Origin of the sequence: Litoribrevibacter albus (genome assembly GCF_030159995.1) — a bacterium.
In the GTDB taxonomy this organism is placed as follows: Bacteria; Pseudomonadota; Gammaproteobacteria; order Pseudomonadales; family Litoribrevibacteraceae; genus Litoribrevibacter; species Litoribrevibacter albus.
In genome coordinates this window covers 1-15,730 of the sequence record NZ_BSNM01000007.1, presented here as the reverse complement: position 1 = coordinate 15,730, position 15,730 = coordinate 1, and the positions used below count along the sequence as shown (strand labels likewise).

The following is a 15,730-nucleotide window of genomic DNA, read 5'->3' as shown; positions in this document are numbered from 1 at the left end:
GCACCACCAAATACTTCAGCACATACACGAGTCAATGCTGCAGTTAGAGTTGTTTTACCGTGGTCAACGTGACCGATAGTACCAACGTTAACGTGCGGTTTGGAACGTTCAAACTTTTCCTTTGCCACTTTTAATTACCTCAAAGTTAATTATTCGCCAAAATTTTTCTTAATAACTTCTTCTGCAATATTTGCTGGCGCTTCAGCATATTTTGCAAATTCCATTGAGTAAGTCGCACGACCTTGCGTCGCAGAACGCAGATCTGTTGCATAACCGAACATTTCCGAAAGTGGAACTTCAGCATTAATAACTTTACCCGAAGGAGAATCCTCCATTCCCTGAACTAGCCCACGACGACGATTGAGATCACCCATCACATCGCCCATGTAGTCCTCAGGAGTAACAACTTCAACCTTCATCATAGGCTCCATCAATGCTGGATCACCTTCAGAAGAAAGCTGTTTTGTCGCTTGAGACGCCGCAATTTTAAACGCCATCTCATTCGAGTCAACATCATGGTAAGAACCATCAATCAATGTCGCCTTAACACCCAATAATGGGTAGCCTGCCAAGACACCATTTTTCAACTGTTCCTGAATACCCTTCTCAACTGCCGGAATGTATTCCTTAGGAACCACACCCCCAACAATCTCATTTACGAACTCCAGAACTTCTGAATCCGGGTTTTCTGCTGGCTCGAATCGAACAACAACATGACCATACTGCCCTCGACCACCAGACTGGCGAACGAACTTATGGTTAATCTCTGCAGTTGCACGAATTTTTTCACGGTATGCCACCTGAGGCGCACCAACGTTAGCCTCTACACTAAACTCACGGCGCATCCGATCTACAATAATATCCAGGTGCAATTCACCCATACCAGAAATAATTGTCTGACCAGTTTCCTCATCCGTCTCTACACGAAAGGAAGGATCTTCTTGCGCCAACTTACCTAACGCAATACCCATTTTTTCCTGATCAGCCTTTGATCTAGGCTCCACTGCTACCGAGATAACCGGCTCAGGGAAGTCCATTCTTTCAAGTACAATAGGTGCATTAATAGAACAAAGCGTATCACCTGTCGTCACATCTTTAAGACCAACGGCAGCAGCAATATCACCCGCTCGTACTTCTTTAATTTCTTCACGGCTGTTCGCATGCATCTGCACCATACGACCGACACGCTCTTTCTTACCCTTAACAGAGTTAAGAACACTATCACCGCCACTAAGAACGCCAGAATAAACACGGAAAAATGTCAAAGTACCAACAAACGGATCCGTAGCGATCTTAAAAGCCAACGCAGCAAATGGTTCATCATCACTCGAGGTACGAGTTGCAAGCGTTTCATCATTGTCTGTTAGATGCCCCTCAATCGCCTTAACTTCAGTAGGCGAAGGTAAATACTCAATAACAGCATCCAACACAGCCTGCACACCCTTATTCTTAAATGCAGACCCACATAGCACAGGTACGATTTCGTTAGCCAGTGTACGCTGACGAATACCCTGCTTAATTTCTTCTTCTGATAAAGCACCCTCTTCCAGGTACTTATCCATCAATTCTTCAGAGGCCTCAGCAGCAGCCTCAACCAACTGCTCACGCATCTCTTCCGCTTCATCTTGCAACTCAGCAGGAATATCAACCAACTCAAAGGTAGCGCCCATGTCTGCTTCATTCCACATGATCGCCTTCATTTTGATCAAATCCACCACACCGGCGAATTCATCTTCTGCACCAATATTAATTTGCAATGGTACAGCTACCGCACCTAAACGGTCTTTAAGCTGATTTACCACCATAAGGTAGTCAGCTCCGGCACGGTCCATTTTGTTAACAAAGACCATGCGCGGAACTTCATATTTGTTCGCCTGACGCCAGACCGTTTCGGTCTGAGGCTGAACACCAGAAGAACCACATAGAACAACAACTGCACCATCCAGCACCCGCAAAGAACGTTCTACTTCAATGGTGAAGTCAACGTGTCCCGGTGTATCAATGATGTTAATGCGATGCTCGTCAAACTGCTGAGCCATCCCCTTCCAGAAACAAGTCGTCGCAGCAGAGGTAATGGTAATACCTCGCTCCTGCTCTTGCTCCATCCAGTCCATGGTTGCAGCCCCATCATGTACTTCACCAATCTTATGTGAAATACCAGTATAGAAAAGCACACGCTCTGTTGTGGTAGTTTTACCAGCATCTACGTGCGCGCAAATACCAATATTGCGATATCTATTAATGGGGGTTGATCGTGCCACGTGATTCTCCTGCTATTTAGAAGCACAAATATCTTAGAAGCGGTAGTGCGAGAACGCCTTGTTCGCTTCAGCCATACGGTGTACGTCTTCACGCTTCTTAACTGCAGCACCTTTACCTTCTGCTGCATCTAGCATTTCGTTTGCAAGACGTAGAGCCATTGACTTCTCACCACGACCACGCGCAGCGTCCACCAACCAACGCATAGAAAGCGCTTCACGACGACTTGGACGAACTTCTACAGGCACCTGATACGTTGCACCACCTACACGGCGAGATTTAACCTCAACCAAAGGCTGAACTGTTTCAAGCGCTTTATTGAATAACTCTAGCGGATCTTCATTAGTACGCTCAGCAACAACATCTAGCGCACCGTATACAATTTTTTCCGCAGTTGATTTTTTACCACTAACCATTACATGGTTCATAAATTTTGCCAACGTGGTGTTTCCAAATTTAGGATCTGGAAGAATTTCACGTTTTGCGGCGACTCTTCTTCTTGGCATTGATAAGTCCTCAAAGGTCTTCAGGTTTCCCCAAGACTAATACAACAATTTATTTGCTTGGCCTTACATCTTATCTACAGTAAAGCATCAATAATTTAAGGTTTAATGACCAAATATTGGCTATTAACCCTTAGGACGCTTAGTACCGTACTTAGAACGACCTTGTTTACGATCTGCAACACCTTGGGTATCCAAGCTACCACGAACTGTGTGATAACGAACACCTGGAAGGTCTTTAACACGACCGCCACGAATCAATACAACACTATGCTCTTGCAGGTTGTGACCTTCACCACCGATATAAGAAGTCACTTCAAAGCCATTGGTTAGGCGCACACGGCAAACCTTACGCAATGCTGAGTTTGGCTTCTTAGGAGTGGTTGTATACACACGGGTACAAACACCACGACGTTGCGGACAAGCTTCCAATGCAGGAACATTACTCTTCTCAACAACGCGTTTACGAGGCTTACGTACCAACTGATTAATCGTTGCCATGTAAACAACTCCACATTAATTAATAAAACAAGAAAAGGTGAGGACAGTATCCCCACCATTATTCAGGATGCGAAAGTCTAATGACCTCCGCAATCCTAGTCAAGCCCTAGAAACAACTGGTATTTATTCAATACCCTTCATTTCTTCAGACAATCTTTCCTCAGCTTCATCTGCATTCAGGGTTGGAGCCACGAAAGGCTCCAAGTCTTGCTGCTGACGACGCTTTCTTTCATTGTGATAAGTCAAACCAGTTCCTGCAGGAATCAGACGACCAACCACAACGTTTTCTTTCAGACCACGTAAGTAGTCACGCTTACCAGTTACTGCACCTTCAGTTAATACGCGCGTTGTCTCCTGGAAAGACGCCGCTGAAATGAAGGAGTCAGTAGACAATGAAGCTTTAGTGATACCTAACAATACATGCGAGAATTGAGCAGGTACTTTGCCCTGTGCTACCAAGTCTTGATTCACCTGAACAATTTCAGACAATTCAACTTGATCACCAGCAATTAGATCACTATCACCCGTAGTAACTACGTCAACCTTACGAAGCATCTGACGAATGATCACTTCAATATGCTTATCGTTGATCACAACGCCTTGCAGACGGTAAACGTCTTGCACTTCGTTAGTAATATATTGTGCTAGCGCTTCTACACCCAAAAGACGCAGAATGTCATGTGAACTCGCAGGACCGTCGGCAATTACCTCACCTTTAGTCACCTGCTCACCCTCAAATACGTTCAATTGACGCCACTTAGGAATAAGCACTTCATAGGATTCAGAGCCATCATTTGGGATGATCTGAAGGCGCTTCTTACCTTTAGTCTCTTTACCAAAACCAATCGTACCTGTGATTTCCGCAAGGATAGCAGGCTCTTTTGGCTTACGAGCTTCAAACAGGTCAGCAACTCGTGGCAGACCACCAGTAATATCTTTGTTACCAGAAGACTCTTGAGGAATACGTGCAACAACATCACCCACACGTACTTCAGCGCCATCTTCCATGTTAACTAATGCACTACCAGGCAGCATGTACTGAGCAGGTGCATCAGAGTTTGCGAACATAACCTCTTTGCCAGACTCATCAACCAACTGAATCATCGGACGAATATCTTTACCAGCAGCCGGGCGATCCTTAGGATCAATTACCTGGATACTTGAAAGACCTGTTAGCTCGTCAGTTTGACGCTCAATGGTAATCTTATCTTCCATACCAGAGAAACGTACTCGCCCTGACACTTCAGAAATAATTGGGTGGGTGTGTGGATCCCAGTTAGCAACTACCTGACCAGGAGTAACAGCATCGCCATCCTGAACACTAATTACGGCACCGTATGGAATCTTGTACAACTCACGCTCACGACCAAATTCATCAGCAATTGCCAACTCACCAGAACGAGAAGTTGCAACCAACTCACCAGAGTCACGCTGTACAGATTTCAGCTTACGCAGACGAACCGTGCCGCCATTTTTAACCTGGATACTATCTACAGCGGAAGCTCGAGATGCCGCACCACCAATGTGGAAGGTACGCATCGTAAGCTGTGTTCCTGGCTCACCAATTGATTGAGCAGCGATAACACCAACTGCCTCACCAGGATTAACCAAATGTCCACGAGCCAAGTCGCGACCATAACAGCTAGCACAAATACCAAAACGAGTCTTACAAGTGATTGCTGAACGAACGATAATCTCGTCCACACCGATATGCTCTAAACGCTTAACCCAACGCTCATCAATCAGTGTGCCTTTCTCAATCGCAACATCGTCACTACCAGGCTGAAGTACATCACGGGCTACCACTCGACCAAGTACACGGTCACCCAAAGGAAGAACAACATCACCACCTTCAATCAGCGGCGTCATGATCAAGCCTTCTTCCGTACCACAGTCATGCTCGGTAACAACAACGTCTTGCGCTACGTCTACAAGACGACGAGTCAAATAACCTGAGTTCGCAGTCTTAAGTGCGGTATCGGCAAGACCTTTACGAGCACCGTGAGTAGAAATAAAGTACTGAAGTACGTTCAGACCTTCACGGAAGTTTGCAACAATCGGCGTCTCGATAATTGAACCATCCGGCTTGGCCATCAAACCACGCATACCAGAAAGCTGACGAATCTGAGCTGCAGAACCACGAGCACCAGAGTCGGCCATCATATATACCGAGTTGAACGAGTCTTGCTGAACTTCGTTACCTTCACGATCCACAACGGTTTCTTTACCAAGGTTTTCCATCATTTTGGTCGATACAACTTCGTTTGCACGAGACCAGATATCGATAACCTTGTTGTATTTTTCACCATGCGTTACCAAACCAGAAGCGTACTGAGACTCAATCTCTTTCACTTCTTCTTCAGCTGCAGCAACAATACTTGCTTTTTCTTTCGGGATTTCGAAATCGTTTACACCGATAGAGGAACCAGAAAGCGTTGCGTAATGGAAACCGGTATACATCAACTGGTCAGCAAAAATTACAGTATCTTTTAGACCAACAACACGGTAACAACGGTTTAGAAGTGCAGAAATCGCTTTCTTCTTCATCGGCTGGTTAACCATGTCGTAAGAAATACCTTCTGGCACAATATCAAACAACATCGCGCGACCAATCGTTGTTTCACGAATTGCAGTCAACTCAGTACGATTACCATCTTCATCTACGGTAACGTCACGAATACGAACTTTTACTTTAGCCTGCAAATGAGCACGACCAGACCAATATGCACGATGAGCTTCTTCGATGTTAGCCAAAACAAGGCCTTCACCAAGAGCATTGATACGCTCACGAGTCATATAGTACAAACCAAGAACAACGTCCTGAGAAGGTACGATAATCGGCTCACCATTCGCTGGCGCCAACACGTTATTGGTTGCCATCATTAGAGCACGTGCTTCTAGCTGAGCTTCAGTAGTCAGCGGCACGTGTACAGCCATCTGGTCACCATCGAAGTCAGCGTTATACGCCGCACAAACCAATGGATGAAGCTGGATAGCTTTACCTTCAATCAACTGAGGTTCAAACGCCTGAATACCCAAACGGTGAAGAGTTGGTGCACGGTTTAGCAATACTGGGTGTTCACGAATAACTTCAGCAAGAATATCCCAAACTTCAGCTGTTTCACGCTCAACCATCTTCTTAGCGGCTTTAATAGTAGTAGCAAGACCACGAAGCTCTAACTTAGAGAAGATAAATGGTTTAAATAATTCAAGTGCCATCTTCTTAGGAAGACCACACTGATGCAAACGCAGCTGAGGACCTACGGTAATTACCGAACGACCAGAATAATCTACACGCTTACCAAGAAGGTTCTGACGGAAACGACCGCCCTTACCTTTAATCATATCAGCAAGAGATTTCAATGGACGCTTGTTAGAACCAGTAATAGCACGACCACGGCGACCGTTATCCAGCAACGCATCAACAGACTCTTGAAGCATACGTTTTTCGTTGCGAACGATAATATCCGGAGCATTCAGCTCTAATAGACGCTTCAAACGGTTGTTACGGTTAATCACTCGACGATACAGATCATTCAGATCAGACGTTGCAAAACGACCACCATCAAGAGGCACCAATGGACGTAAATCAGGTGGAAGAACAGGAAGAACCTCAAGGATCATCCAGCCTGGCTCATTACCTGATTTTACAAATGACTCTAACAACTTCAGACGCTTGGTTAATTTCTTAAGCTTTGTTTCTGAGTTAGTCTGAGGGATCTCTTCACGGATCTCAGAAACTTCTTGTTCCAAGTCCATATCTTGTAGCAAGTACTGGATTGCTTCAGCACCCATACGAGCATCAAAATCATCACCAAATTGCTCTAACGCTTCAAAATACTCTTCGTCATTCAGCATTTGACCTTTTTCAAGCGTCGTCATGCCTGGTTCAACAACCACGAAGGATTCAAAATAAAGCACACGCTCGATATCACGAAGCGTCATGTCCAAAAGCATACCGATACGAGATGGCAAAGACTTCAGGAACCAAATATGGGCAACAGGGCTAGCTAGCTCAATGTGACCCATACGATCACGACGAACTTTAGAAAGCGTTACTTCAACACCACATTTCTCACAGATAATACCGCGGTGTTTCATACGCTTGTATTTTCCACACAAGCACTCATAGTCCTTAATCGGACCAAAGATCTTGGCACAGAACAAACCTTCACGTTCTGGCTTAAAAGTACGATAGTTAATGGTTTCAGGTTTCTTAACCTCACCATAGGACCACGCACGAATCATTTCTGGCGATGCCAAGCCAATACGAATCGAATCAAACTCGTCAGATTGGCCTTGATTTTTTAGCAAGCCTAATAGGTCTTTCATTTATAAAGCCTCATTTAGCTTTATGAGCCCCAGTGCTAACTGAGGACTCACGTTAATACTCAGTTAATTATTCGGTTTCCAGTTCGATATCGATGCCAAGAGAACGGATCTCTTTCACCAGAACGTTAAACGATTCCGGCATTCCAGGTTCCATTCTGTGGTCGCCATCCACGATGTTCTTATACATCTTAGTTCGACCATTCACGTCATCCGACTTAACTGTAAGCATTTCTTGCAGTGTATATGCTGCACCGTATGCCTCTAGTGCCCACACTTCCATCTCCCCGAAGCGCTGACCACCAAACTGTGCTTTACCACCAAGAGGTTGCTGGGTTACCAAGCTGTACGAACCTGTTGAACGAGCATGCATCTTATCGTCAACCAAGTGGTTTAGTTTCAGCATGTACATGTAACCAACGGTCACTTTACGATCAAACTTCTGACCAGTACGACCATCGAACATTGTGAACTGACCACTTTCAGGTAGACCAGCCAACTCCAACATATGCTTGATTTCAGCTTCTTTTGCACCATCAAACACAGGCGTAGCCATAGGCACACCACCAGTCAGGTTACCTGCAAGCTCTAGAACCTCTTCATCTGTAAGAGAGTCAATATCTTCATTACGAGCAGGAACGTTACCAGCAACATCAGTGTTGTAGACTTTCTTCAAGAAATCGCGAAGATTTTGAATCTTTTCAAGACGATCACGTTCTTCCTGAAGCATCTCATTGATTCGAACACCAAGACCTTTCGCCGCCATACCCAAGTGCATTTCAAGGATCTGACCAACGTTCATACGAGACGGTACACCCAGCGGGTTTAGAACGATATCTACTGGCTCGCCATTTTCGTCATGAGGCATGTCCTCAACAGGCATAATAGCTGAGATAACACCCTTGTTACCGTGACGACCAGCCATCTTATCACCAGGCTGAATACGACGTTTAATAGCAACATAGACCTTAACGATTTTAAGTACGCCAGGTGCCAAATCATCACCTGTTTGGATCTTGCGTTTCTTATCTTCGAACTTCTCGTCTTGTTCTTTACGGTGGTTCTTCAGGTAATCCTGGGCAGCTTCAAGCTGTTCATTCAATGACTCTTCTGCCATGTTCAGTTTAAACCACTGATCATGCTGAAGATTATCAAGATATTCCTGAGTCAATGAATCGCCTTTCTTCATACCTGGGCCAGCAATAATTTCCTGACCAACCAATGCAGAACTTAGACGTTCAAACGTTGCACGTTCAACAATGGCAAACTCTGCCATCAAATCTTTACGGTACTCATCAAGCTGAGCTTTCTCGATATCCAATGCACGCTGGTCTTTTTCCACACCATCTCGTGTAAACACCTGAACATCGATAACCGTACCTTTGGTGCCCGTTTTCACACGAAGAGAAGTATCTTTAACATCAGATGCTTTCTCACCAAAGATTGCACGAAGAAGCTTTTCTTCCGGAGTTAACTGAGTTTCACCTTTAGGCGTAACTTTACCAACCAAGATATCACCAGGGCCTACTTCAGCACCCACATAAACGATACCTGATTCATCCAGCTTGGCTAATGCAGATTCACCTACGTTAGGAATATCCGCAGTAATTTCTTCAGAACCTAGCTTGGTATCACGACTAATACAGGTTAATTCCTGAATATGAATCGTTGTAAAGCGATCTTCTTGAACAGCACGCTCAGATACAAGGATCGAATCCTCGAAGTTGTAACCATTCCAAGGCATAAACGCGATACGCATGTTCTGCCCAAGTGCCAACTCACCAAGATCAACAGATGGACCATCAGCCAGAACATCACCACGTGCTACCACATCACCAGGACGAACAACAGAACGCTGATTGATACACGTATTTTGGTTTGAGCGAACGTATTTAGTCAGGTTGTAGATATCTACACCCGCCTCACCTGCAGCCGTCTCTTCATCGTTCGCACGAACAACAACACGAGACGCATCAACACTCTCGATCACACCACCACGGTTAGCAATGATACAAACACCAGAGTCACGCGCTACATAACGCTCCATACCAGTACCAACCACTGGCTTTTCTGCAACTAGCGTAGGCACTGCCTGACGTTGCATGTTCGATCCCATCAATGCACGGTTAGCATCATCGTGCTCTAGGAATGGAATCAAGGAAGCCGCAACAGATACAACCTGACGTGGAGACACGTCCATGTAGGTTACTTTTTCCGGTGCCATAACCGTCGTTTCTTCTTTATGACGAACGGTTACCAATTCATCAACAAGACGGTTATCGCCATCTAATTCTGCGTTTGCCTGTGCAATAACTTGCTCAGTTTCTTCGATAGCAGATAGATATTCGATGTCTTCAGTTACAACACCATCTACTACTTTACGATAAGGACTCTCCAAGAAACCGTATTCATTAGTACGAGCATAAGTGGACAGCGAGTTAATCAAACCAATGTTCGGACCTTCAGGCGTCTCAATTGGACAAACACGACCATAGTGAGTCGCGTGTACGTCTCGAACCTCAAATCCAGCACGCTCACGAGTCAAACCACCAGGACCTAATGCTGAAACACGACGCTTATGCGTTACTTCAGACAATGGGTTGTTCTGATCCATAAACTGTGACAACTGGCTAGAACCAAAGAATTCTTTGATCGCAGCAGCTACTGGCTTAGCGTTGATCAAATCCTGTGGCATCAGACCTTCAGATTCAGCCAAGCTCAAACGCTCACGTACAGCACGCTCTACACGAACCAAACCTACACGGAATTGGTTTTCTGCCATTTCACCAACAGAACGGATACGACGGTTACCCAAGTTATCAATATCATCAACTGAGCCTTTACCGTTACGAATATCAATCAATGTTCTTAGAACATCAACGATATCAGAAGGTCTGTCACCCTCTTCTTCTAAGTAAGTACCATCAAAAAGAATACCATCACCAACCGTCTCTTCACGACCTAAACGACGGTTGAACTTCATACGACCTACAGTTGATAAGTCATAACGCTCGTCAGTGAAGAACAAATTATGGAAAAGAGCTTCAGCAGCTTCTTTGGTTGGCGGCTCACCAGGGCGCATCATACGGTAGATCTCTACCAATGCTTCCAGCTTATTACGAGTAGGATCAACACGTAGCGTTTCTGAAATGAAAGGCCCACAGTCCAAATCATTTGTATATAGTGTTTCGATTGAAGTCACGCCAGCCTGAGCAAATGTCTCAAGCAATTCCATCGTGATCTCAGTGTTACATTCGCAAAGAATCTCACCTGTTGCAGGATGAATCATATTTTTCGCAACAGTTTTACCGCACAGATACTCAACAGGCACCTTCATCCACTCAATACCTGATTTCTCCATGGTACGAATGTGACGAGCGGTAATACGACGACCAGTTTCAACAACTAGCTCGCCCTTCTCATCTAAGATATCAAAAGTTGCTGTCTCACCACGAAGACGATTAGCAACCAACTTCAGATAGACACCATCTTTTCTGAACTCATATTCAGCGGTATCAAAGAAGTTGTCTAACATTTCCTCAGCTTCGTAACCCAAAGCGCGAAGAAGAATCGTCGCAGGTAATTTACGACGACGGTCGATACGAACGAATACGTTATCCTTCGGATCAAACTCGAAATCCAACCATGAACCACGGTAAGGAATAATGCGAGCTGAATACAGTAACTTACCAGAAGAGTGCGTTTTACCTTTGTCATGATCAAAGAACACACCAGGAGAACGGTGCAACTGAGAAACGATCACACGCTCAGTACCATTGATAACGAAAGTACCGTTCTCTGTCATGAGTGGCATTTCACCCATGTACACTTCTTGTTCTTTAATATCTTTAATCGCCTTAGTTGACGATTCTTTATCATAGATAATTAGACGAACTTTAACTCTAAGTGGTGCAGAATAAGTAATACCACGAAGCACACACTCTTTTACGTCGAATACAGGCTTGCCTAACCGATAACTAACGTATTCCAACGCTGCATTCCCAGAAAAAGAGACAATGGGAAATACAGATTTGAATGCTGCGTGCAGGCCCATTTCCATTCTTGTGGACGCATCTGCGTCTGCCTGCAAAAACTTCTTGTAAGAATCCAGTTGGATTGCCAACAAGTACGGCACATCCATAACCGGAGGTACTTTACTGAAGTCCTTCCGAATTCGTTTTTTTTCGGTGTATGAGTAAGCCATTATGATCCTCAGCTCTTTTACCAGCTATCGCAATAGTGCGCTAACACTAACAATTCAGTTCTTTATAAACGGTAAAAGGCCGGCGACAAAATGCCGCCAGCCAGCTTTACTATAGAGCTTTTATGCGCTAAGTCGAGATTATTTAATCTCAACAGATGCACCAGCCTCTTCAAGCTGCTTCTTAGCTTCTTCAGCGTCTTCTTTAGAAGCGCCTTCTTTAACAGTTGCAGGAGTACCATCAACCATTGCTTTAGCTTCTTTCAGGCCAAGACCAGTGATTGCACGAACTGCTTTAATTACGTTAACTTTCTTCTCACCAGCACCTGTAAGTACTACGTCGAATTCAGTTTTCTCTTCAGCTGCACCGCCAGCGTCACCGCCAGCTACTACTACTGCTGCTGCCGCTGCAGTAACGCCGAATTTTTCTTCCATTGCTTCAATTAATTCAACAACATCAGTTACAGACATTTCAGCAACTGCATTGATGATATCGTCTTTAGTAAGAGACATAATATTATCCCGGAATCATTAATGGAGCTTTCGCTCGATAAATTAGTTCTAAACAGAAAATACGTAAAAATCTTAGATAACGTATTAAGCTGCTTCTTGTTCTTTCTGATCGCGGATCGCAGCAATTGTGCGAACCAGTTTGCCAGCGGCTGCTTCTTTCATCACGCTCATTAGCTTTGCGATCGCTTCGTCGTATGTCGGCAAGGTTGCAAGTAGGTTTACATCCGCTACTTTACCTTCAAATGCCGCCGCCTTAACTTCGAATTTTTCATTTTTCTTCGCGAAATCTTTAAAGATACGCGCTGCAGCACCTGGGTGCTCAGTAGAAAATGCAATCAAAGTTGGGCCAACGAAGTTTTCAGTCAAACACTCGTATTCCGTACCTTCTACGGCACGTTTTGCCAATGTGTTACGTACAACACGCATCCAAACACCGGCTTCACGAGCTTCTTTTCGCAAAGCAGTCATATCAGTTACAGATACACCACGTGCATCAGCAACTACAGCTGACTGAGCTGACTGAGCAGCTTCCTGGACTTCAGCAACAATTGCTTTTTTATCAATAAGTCCTAAAGCCACAATTTAACTCCTAAAAGTTAATGAATGCTCCGAAGAGCTAACTTAGGTGTGACAATTCAGTATTCTGAAGGGGAACACACCATCTGCGTAGGAAATTAAGCAAAAACTAAAGACTACATAACATTAGTTAAAGCACCTACGGTCTTTGATAGTCCCGGCCATACAGCCAGGACCCCAAAGTTCTTTAAATTCTTTCGCTTTTGATTAAAGCTCTAGAGTCGCCTGATCAATTGTCAAGCCAGGACCCATAGTTGAAGAAAGAGTAACTTTCTTCATGTATACGCCTTTCGCAGAAGCAGGTTTTGCTTTCTTAAGATCTGCAAGAAGCGCTTCAAGGTTACCCTGAATTTGAGCCGCATCAAATGTAACGTTACCGATACCAGTGTGAATGATACCCGCCTTGTCGTTACGGTAACGAACCTGACCTGCTTTTGCGTTCTTAACAGCAGTTTCTACGTCTGGAGTTACAGTACCAACCTTAGGGTTTGGCATAAGACCACGAGGACCAAGAATCTGACCCAACTGACCAACCACACGCATTGCATCCGGAGTCGCGATAACAACATCAAAGTTCATGTTGCCCGCTTTAACGTCAGCTGCAAGATCATCCATACCAACTACGTCTGCGCCAGCAGCAGTTGCTTTCTCAGCATTTTCACCCTGAGTGAAGACAGCAACACGAACTGTTTTACCGTTACCGTTAGGCAATACAGTAGCACCACGAACGTTTTGGTCTGATTTACGTGCATCAATACCTAGATTCACAGAAACATCTACAGACTCAGTGAATTTCACCGATGAAGACAAATCCTTGAGGATAGCAACCGCTTCTTCTACAGTATATTGCTTGTTAGCATCTACTTTTTCAGCGATCAACTTAGCGCGTTTTGTTAGCTTAGCCATGATTAATCCTCCACCTCTAGACCCATACTACGAGCAGTACCAGCGATAGTACGTACAGCAGCATCCATATCTGCAGCAGTTAGATCCGGCTCTTTAGCAGTTGCAATTTCTTCCAACTGAGCACGTGTAACCTTACCAACTTTGTCAGTGTTAGGACGCGCCGAACCACTCTTAAGACCAGCTGCTTTCTTCAGCAATACTGCTGCAGGTGGAGTTTTAGTAATGAACGTAAATGAACGATCATTATATACAGAGATAACAACAGGAACTGGAAGGCCTGGCTCAAGCTTTTGAGTCGCAGCATTAAACGCCTTACAGAATTCCATGATATTCACACCATGCTGACCTAGTGCAGGACCAACCGGCGGACTTGGGTTTGCTTGACCAGCTGCAACTTGCAGCTTGATATAAGCTTCAACTTTCTTAGCCATATATACTCCTAAGGGTGCAAACGCCTTTCGGCTCCCCGATTACTTATCAGGTCTTTTCAACCTGACCAAACTCTAGCTCCACCGGAGTAGAGCGACCAAAGATAAGAACAGAAACTTTAACTCTGCTCTTCTCATAATCCACTTCTTCAACAACACCATTAAAGTCAGCAAATGGGCCATCATTAACACGAACAACCTCACCCGCTTCAAACAACGTTTTAGGACGCGGCTTACTAGCACCCGTCTCAACACGCTGTAGAATAGCATCAGCTTCACGCTGAGTAATCGGCGCAGGCTTATCAGCCGTACCACCAATAAAACCTAGAACTCGCGAAGTACTCTTAACCAAGTGCCACGTCTCATCGTTCATCTCCATGTTCACCAAAACATAACCAGGATAGAACTTACGCTCACTCTTACGCTTCTTACCTTCACGAATCTCAACAACTTCTTCAGTAGGAACCAAGATATCACCAAAGAAATCCTGCATCCCCTTAAGTTCAACCTGTTCTTTCAGAGAGTTCATCACTCTCTTTTCATAGCCAGAGTAAGCCTGAACCACATACCAACGCTTAGACATATCAACCTCTAACCAATAAGTAACTTAACAAGCCAACCAAACAACATGTCCAAGAAGTACAAAATCACACCCACAATCAAAACAGCAACAATTACAATAATTGTGGTTTGACGGGTTTCTTCTCTTGTAGGCCATACGACTTTCTTAACTTCAGCCCACGACATGCGTACAAATTGAGAAAAACGCTTTCCATGCTCGGTCGTTAAAGCAACACCAATAGCAACAGCAGAAAGAACCAACACAGCAATAACGCGATAAAGCAATGACTCATCGCTATAGATTGCATTTCCTACGACTGCAGCAGACACTACCGCTGCAACTAAAACCCACTTAACTACGTCAAGTGGAGATCTTTGAGTTTCGATATTTGAATTCATGTGCGCGCTAACGGAGAGAGAAGATGGCAGGCCAGGAGGGACTTGAACCCCCAACTTTCGGTTTTGGAGACCGACGCTCTACCAATTGAACTACTGGCCTAAATTTAACCCCTCTTCAAGAGAGGGGCATATTATACATTATTCAACAATCTTTGCAACAACACCTGCACCAACTGTACGACCACCTTCACGGATCGCGAAACGTAGACCTTCGTCCATCGCAATTGGAGCAATTAGAGTTACAGACAACTGAACGTTATCACCAGGCATAACCATTTCTACGCCATCAGGTAGTTCACAAGAACCAGTTACGTCAGTTGTACGGAAGTAGAACTGCGGACGGTAACCTTTGAAGAATGGTGTGTGACGACCACCTTCATCTTTACCTAACACATATACTTCTGCTTCAAACTTGGTGTGCGGAGTAATTGAACCAGGGATAGCCAATACTTGACCACGCTCAACTTCATCACGCTTAGTACCACGAAGAAGAATACCACAGTTCTCACCTGCACGACCTTCGTCAAGCAGCTTACGGAACATTTCAACACCAG

Annotated in this window: 13 protein-coding genes and 1 tRNA gene; all 14 read right to left on the bottom strand. The window is 44.7% G+C overall.

Annotation, left to right across the window (positions count from 1 at the left end; translation table 11 throughout):
* A partial coding sequence (locus tag QQL66_RS05835) for a GTP-binding protein (protein WP_284379395.1) occupies window positions 1–128 on the bottom strand: 128 nt, incomplete at its 3' end.
* A gap of 21 nt (window positions 129–149) precedes the next feature.
* Window positions 150–2,261: an elongation factor G gene (fusA, locus tag QQL66_RS05830; RefSeq protein ID WP_284379866.1), complete on the bottom strand. Its 2,112-nt coding sequence runs from the start codon at window positions 2,259–2,261 to the stop codon at window positions 150–152.
* Window positions 2,262–2,294: 33 nt separating this feature from the next.
* Window positions 2,295–2,765 carry a 30S ribosomal protein S7 gene (gene rpsG / locus QQL66_RS05825; RefSeq protein ID WP_284379863.1) on the bottom strand — a complete coding sequence of 157 codons (471 nt, stop codon included), beginning with the start codon at window positions 2,763–2,765 and terminating at the stop codon, window positions 2,295–2,297.
* A gap of 123 nt (window positions 2,766–2,888) precedes the next feature.
* Complete coding sequence (rpsL, locus tag QQL66_RS05820; RefSeq protein ID WP_284379860.1) at window positions 2,889–3,263, bottom strand: 30S ribosomal protein S12; 375 nt, start codon at window positions 3,261–3,263, stop codon at window positions 2,889–2,891.
* Between the two features lie 123 nt (window positions 3,264–3,386).
* The gene (gene rpoC / locus QQL66_RS05815) at window positions 3,387–7,595 is read right to left on the bottom strand and encodes a DNA-directed RNA polymerase subunit beta' (protein ID WP_284379857.1); all 4,209 of its coding nucleotides are present in this window, start codon (window positions 7,593–7,595) and stop codon (window positions 3,387–3,389) included.
* A gap of 67 nt (window positions 7,596–7,662) precedes the next feature.
* Window positions 7,663–11,796 (bottom strand): DNA-directed RNA polymerase subunit beta, encoded by a 4,134-nt coding sequence (gene rpoB, locus QQL66_RS05810; RefSeq protein WP_284379855.1) that lies wholly within the window; start codon window positions 11,794–11,796, stop codon window positions 7,663–7,665.
* 138 nt (window positions 11,797–11,934) lie between these two features.
* Window positions 11,935–12,306 (bottom strand): 50S ribosomal protein L7/L12, encoded by a 372-nt coding sequence (gene rplL, locus QQL66_RS05805; protein WP_284379852.1) that lies wholly within the window; start codon window positions 12,304–12,306, stop codon window positions 11,935–11,937.
* Between the two features lie 84 nt (window positions 12,307–12,390).
* Window positions 12,391–12,885, bottom strand: coding sequence for a 50S ribosomal protein L10 (gene rplJ / locus QQL66_RS05800; protein WP_284379850.1), 495 nt, complete (start codon window positions 12,883–12,885; stop codon window positions 12,391–12,393).
* 204 nt (window positions 12,886–13,089) lie between these two features.
* Complete coding sequence (gene rplA / locus QQL66_RS05795; RefSeq protein ID WP_284379847.1) at window positions 13,090–13,788, bottom strand: 50S ribosomal protein L1; 699 nt, start codon at window positions 13,786–13,788, stop codon at window positions 13,090–13,092.
* Window positions 13,789–13,790: 2 nt separating this feature from the next.
* Window positions 13,791–14,219 carry a 50S ribosomal protein L11 gene (gene rplK, locus QQL66_RS05790; RefSeq protein WP_284379844.1) on the bottom strand — a complete coding sequence of 143 codons (429 nt, stop codon included), beginning with the start codon at window positions 14,217–14,219 and terminating at the stop codon, window positions 13,791–13,793.
* 46 nt (window positions 14,220–14,265) lie between these two features.
* Complete coding sequence (gene nusG, locus QQL66_RS05785) at window positions 14,266–14,799, bottom strand: transcription termination/antitermination protein NusG (protein ID WP_284379842.1); 534 nt, start codon at window positions 14,797–14,799, stop codon at window positions 14,266–14,268.
* Window positions 14,800–14,807: 8 nt separating this feature from the next.
* Window positions 14,808–15,176: a preprotein translocase subunit SecE gene (secE, locus tag QQL66_RS05780; RefSeq protein ID WP_284379836.1), complete on the bottom strand. Its 369-nt coding sequence runs from the start codon at window positions 15,174–15,176 to the stop codon at window positions 14,808–14,810.
* A 24-nt stretch (window positions 15,177–15,200) separates the two neighbouring features.
* Window positions 15,201–15,276, bottom strand: a tRNA-Trp gene (locus tag QQL66_RS05775).
* A 38-nt stretch (window positions 15,277–15,314) separates the two neighbouring features.
* A partial coding sequence (locus QQL66_RS05770; protein ID WP_348524833.1) for an EF-Tu C-terminal domain-related protein occupies window positions 15,315–15,730 on the bottom strand: 416 nt, incomplete at its 5' end.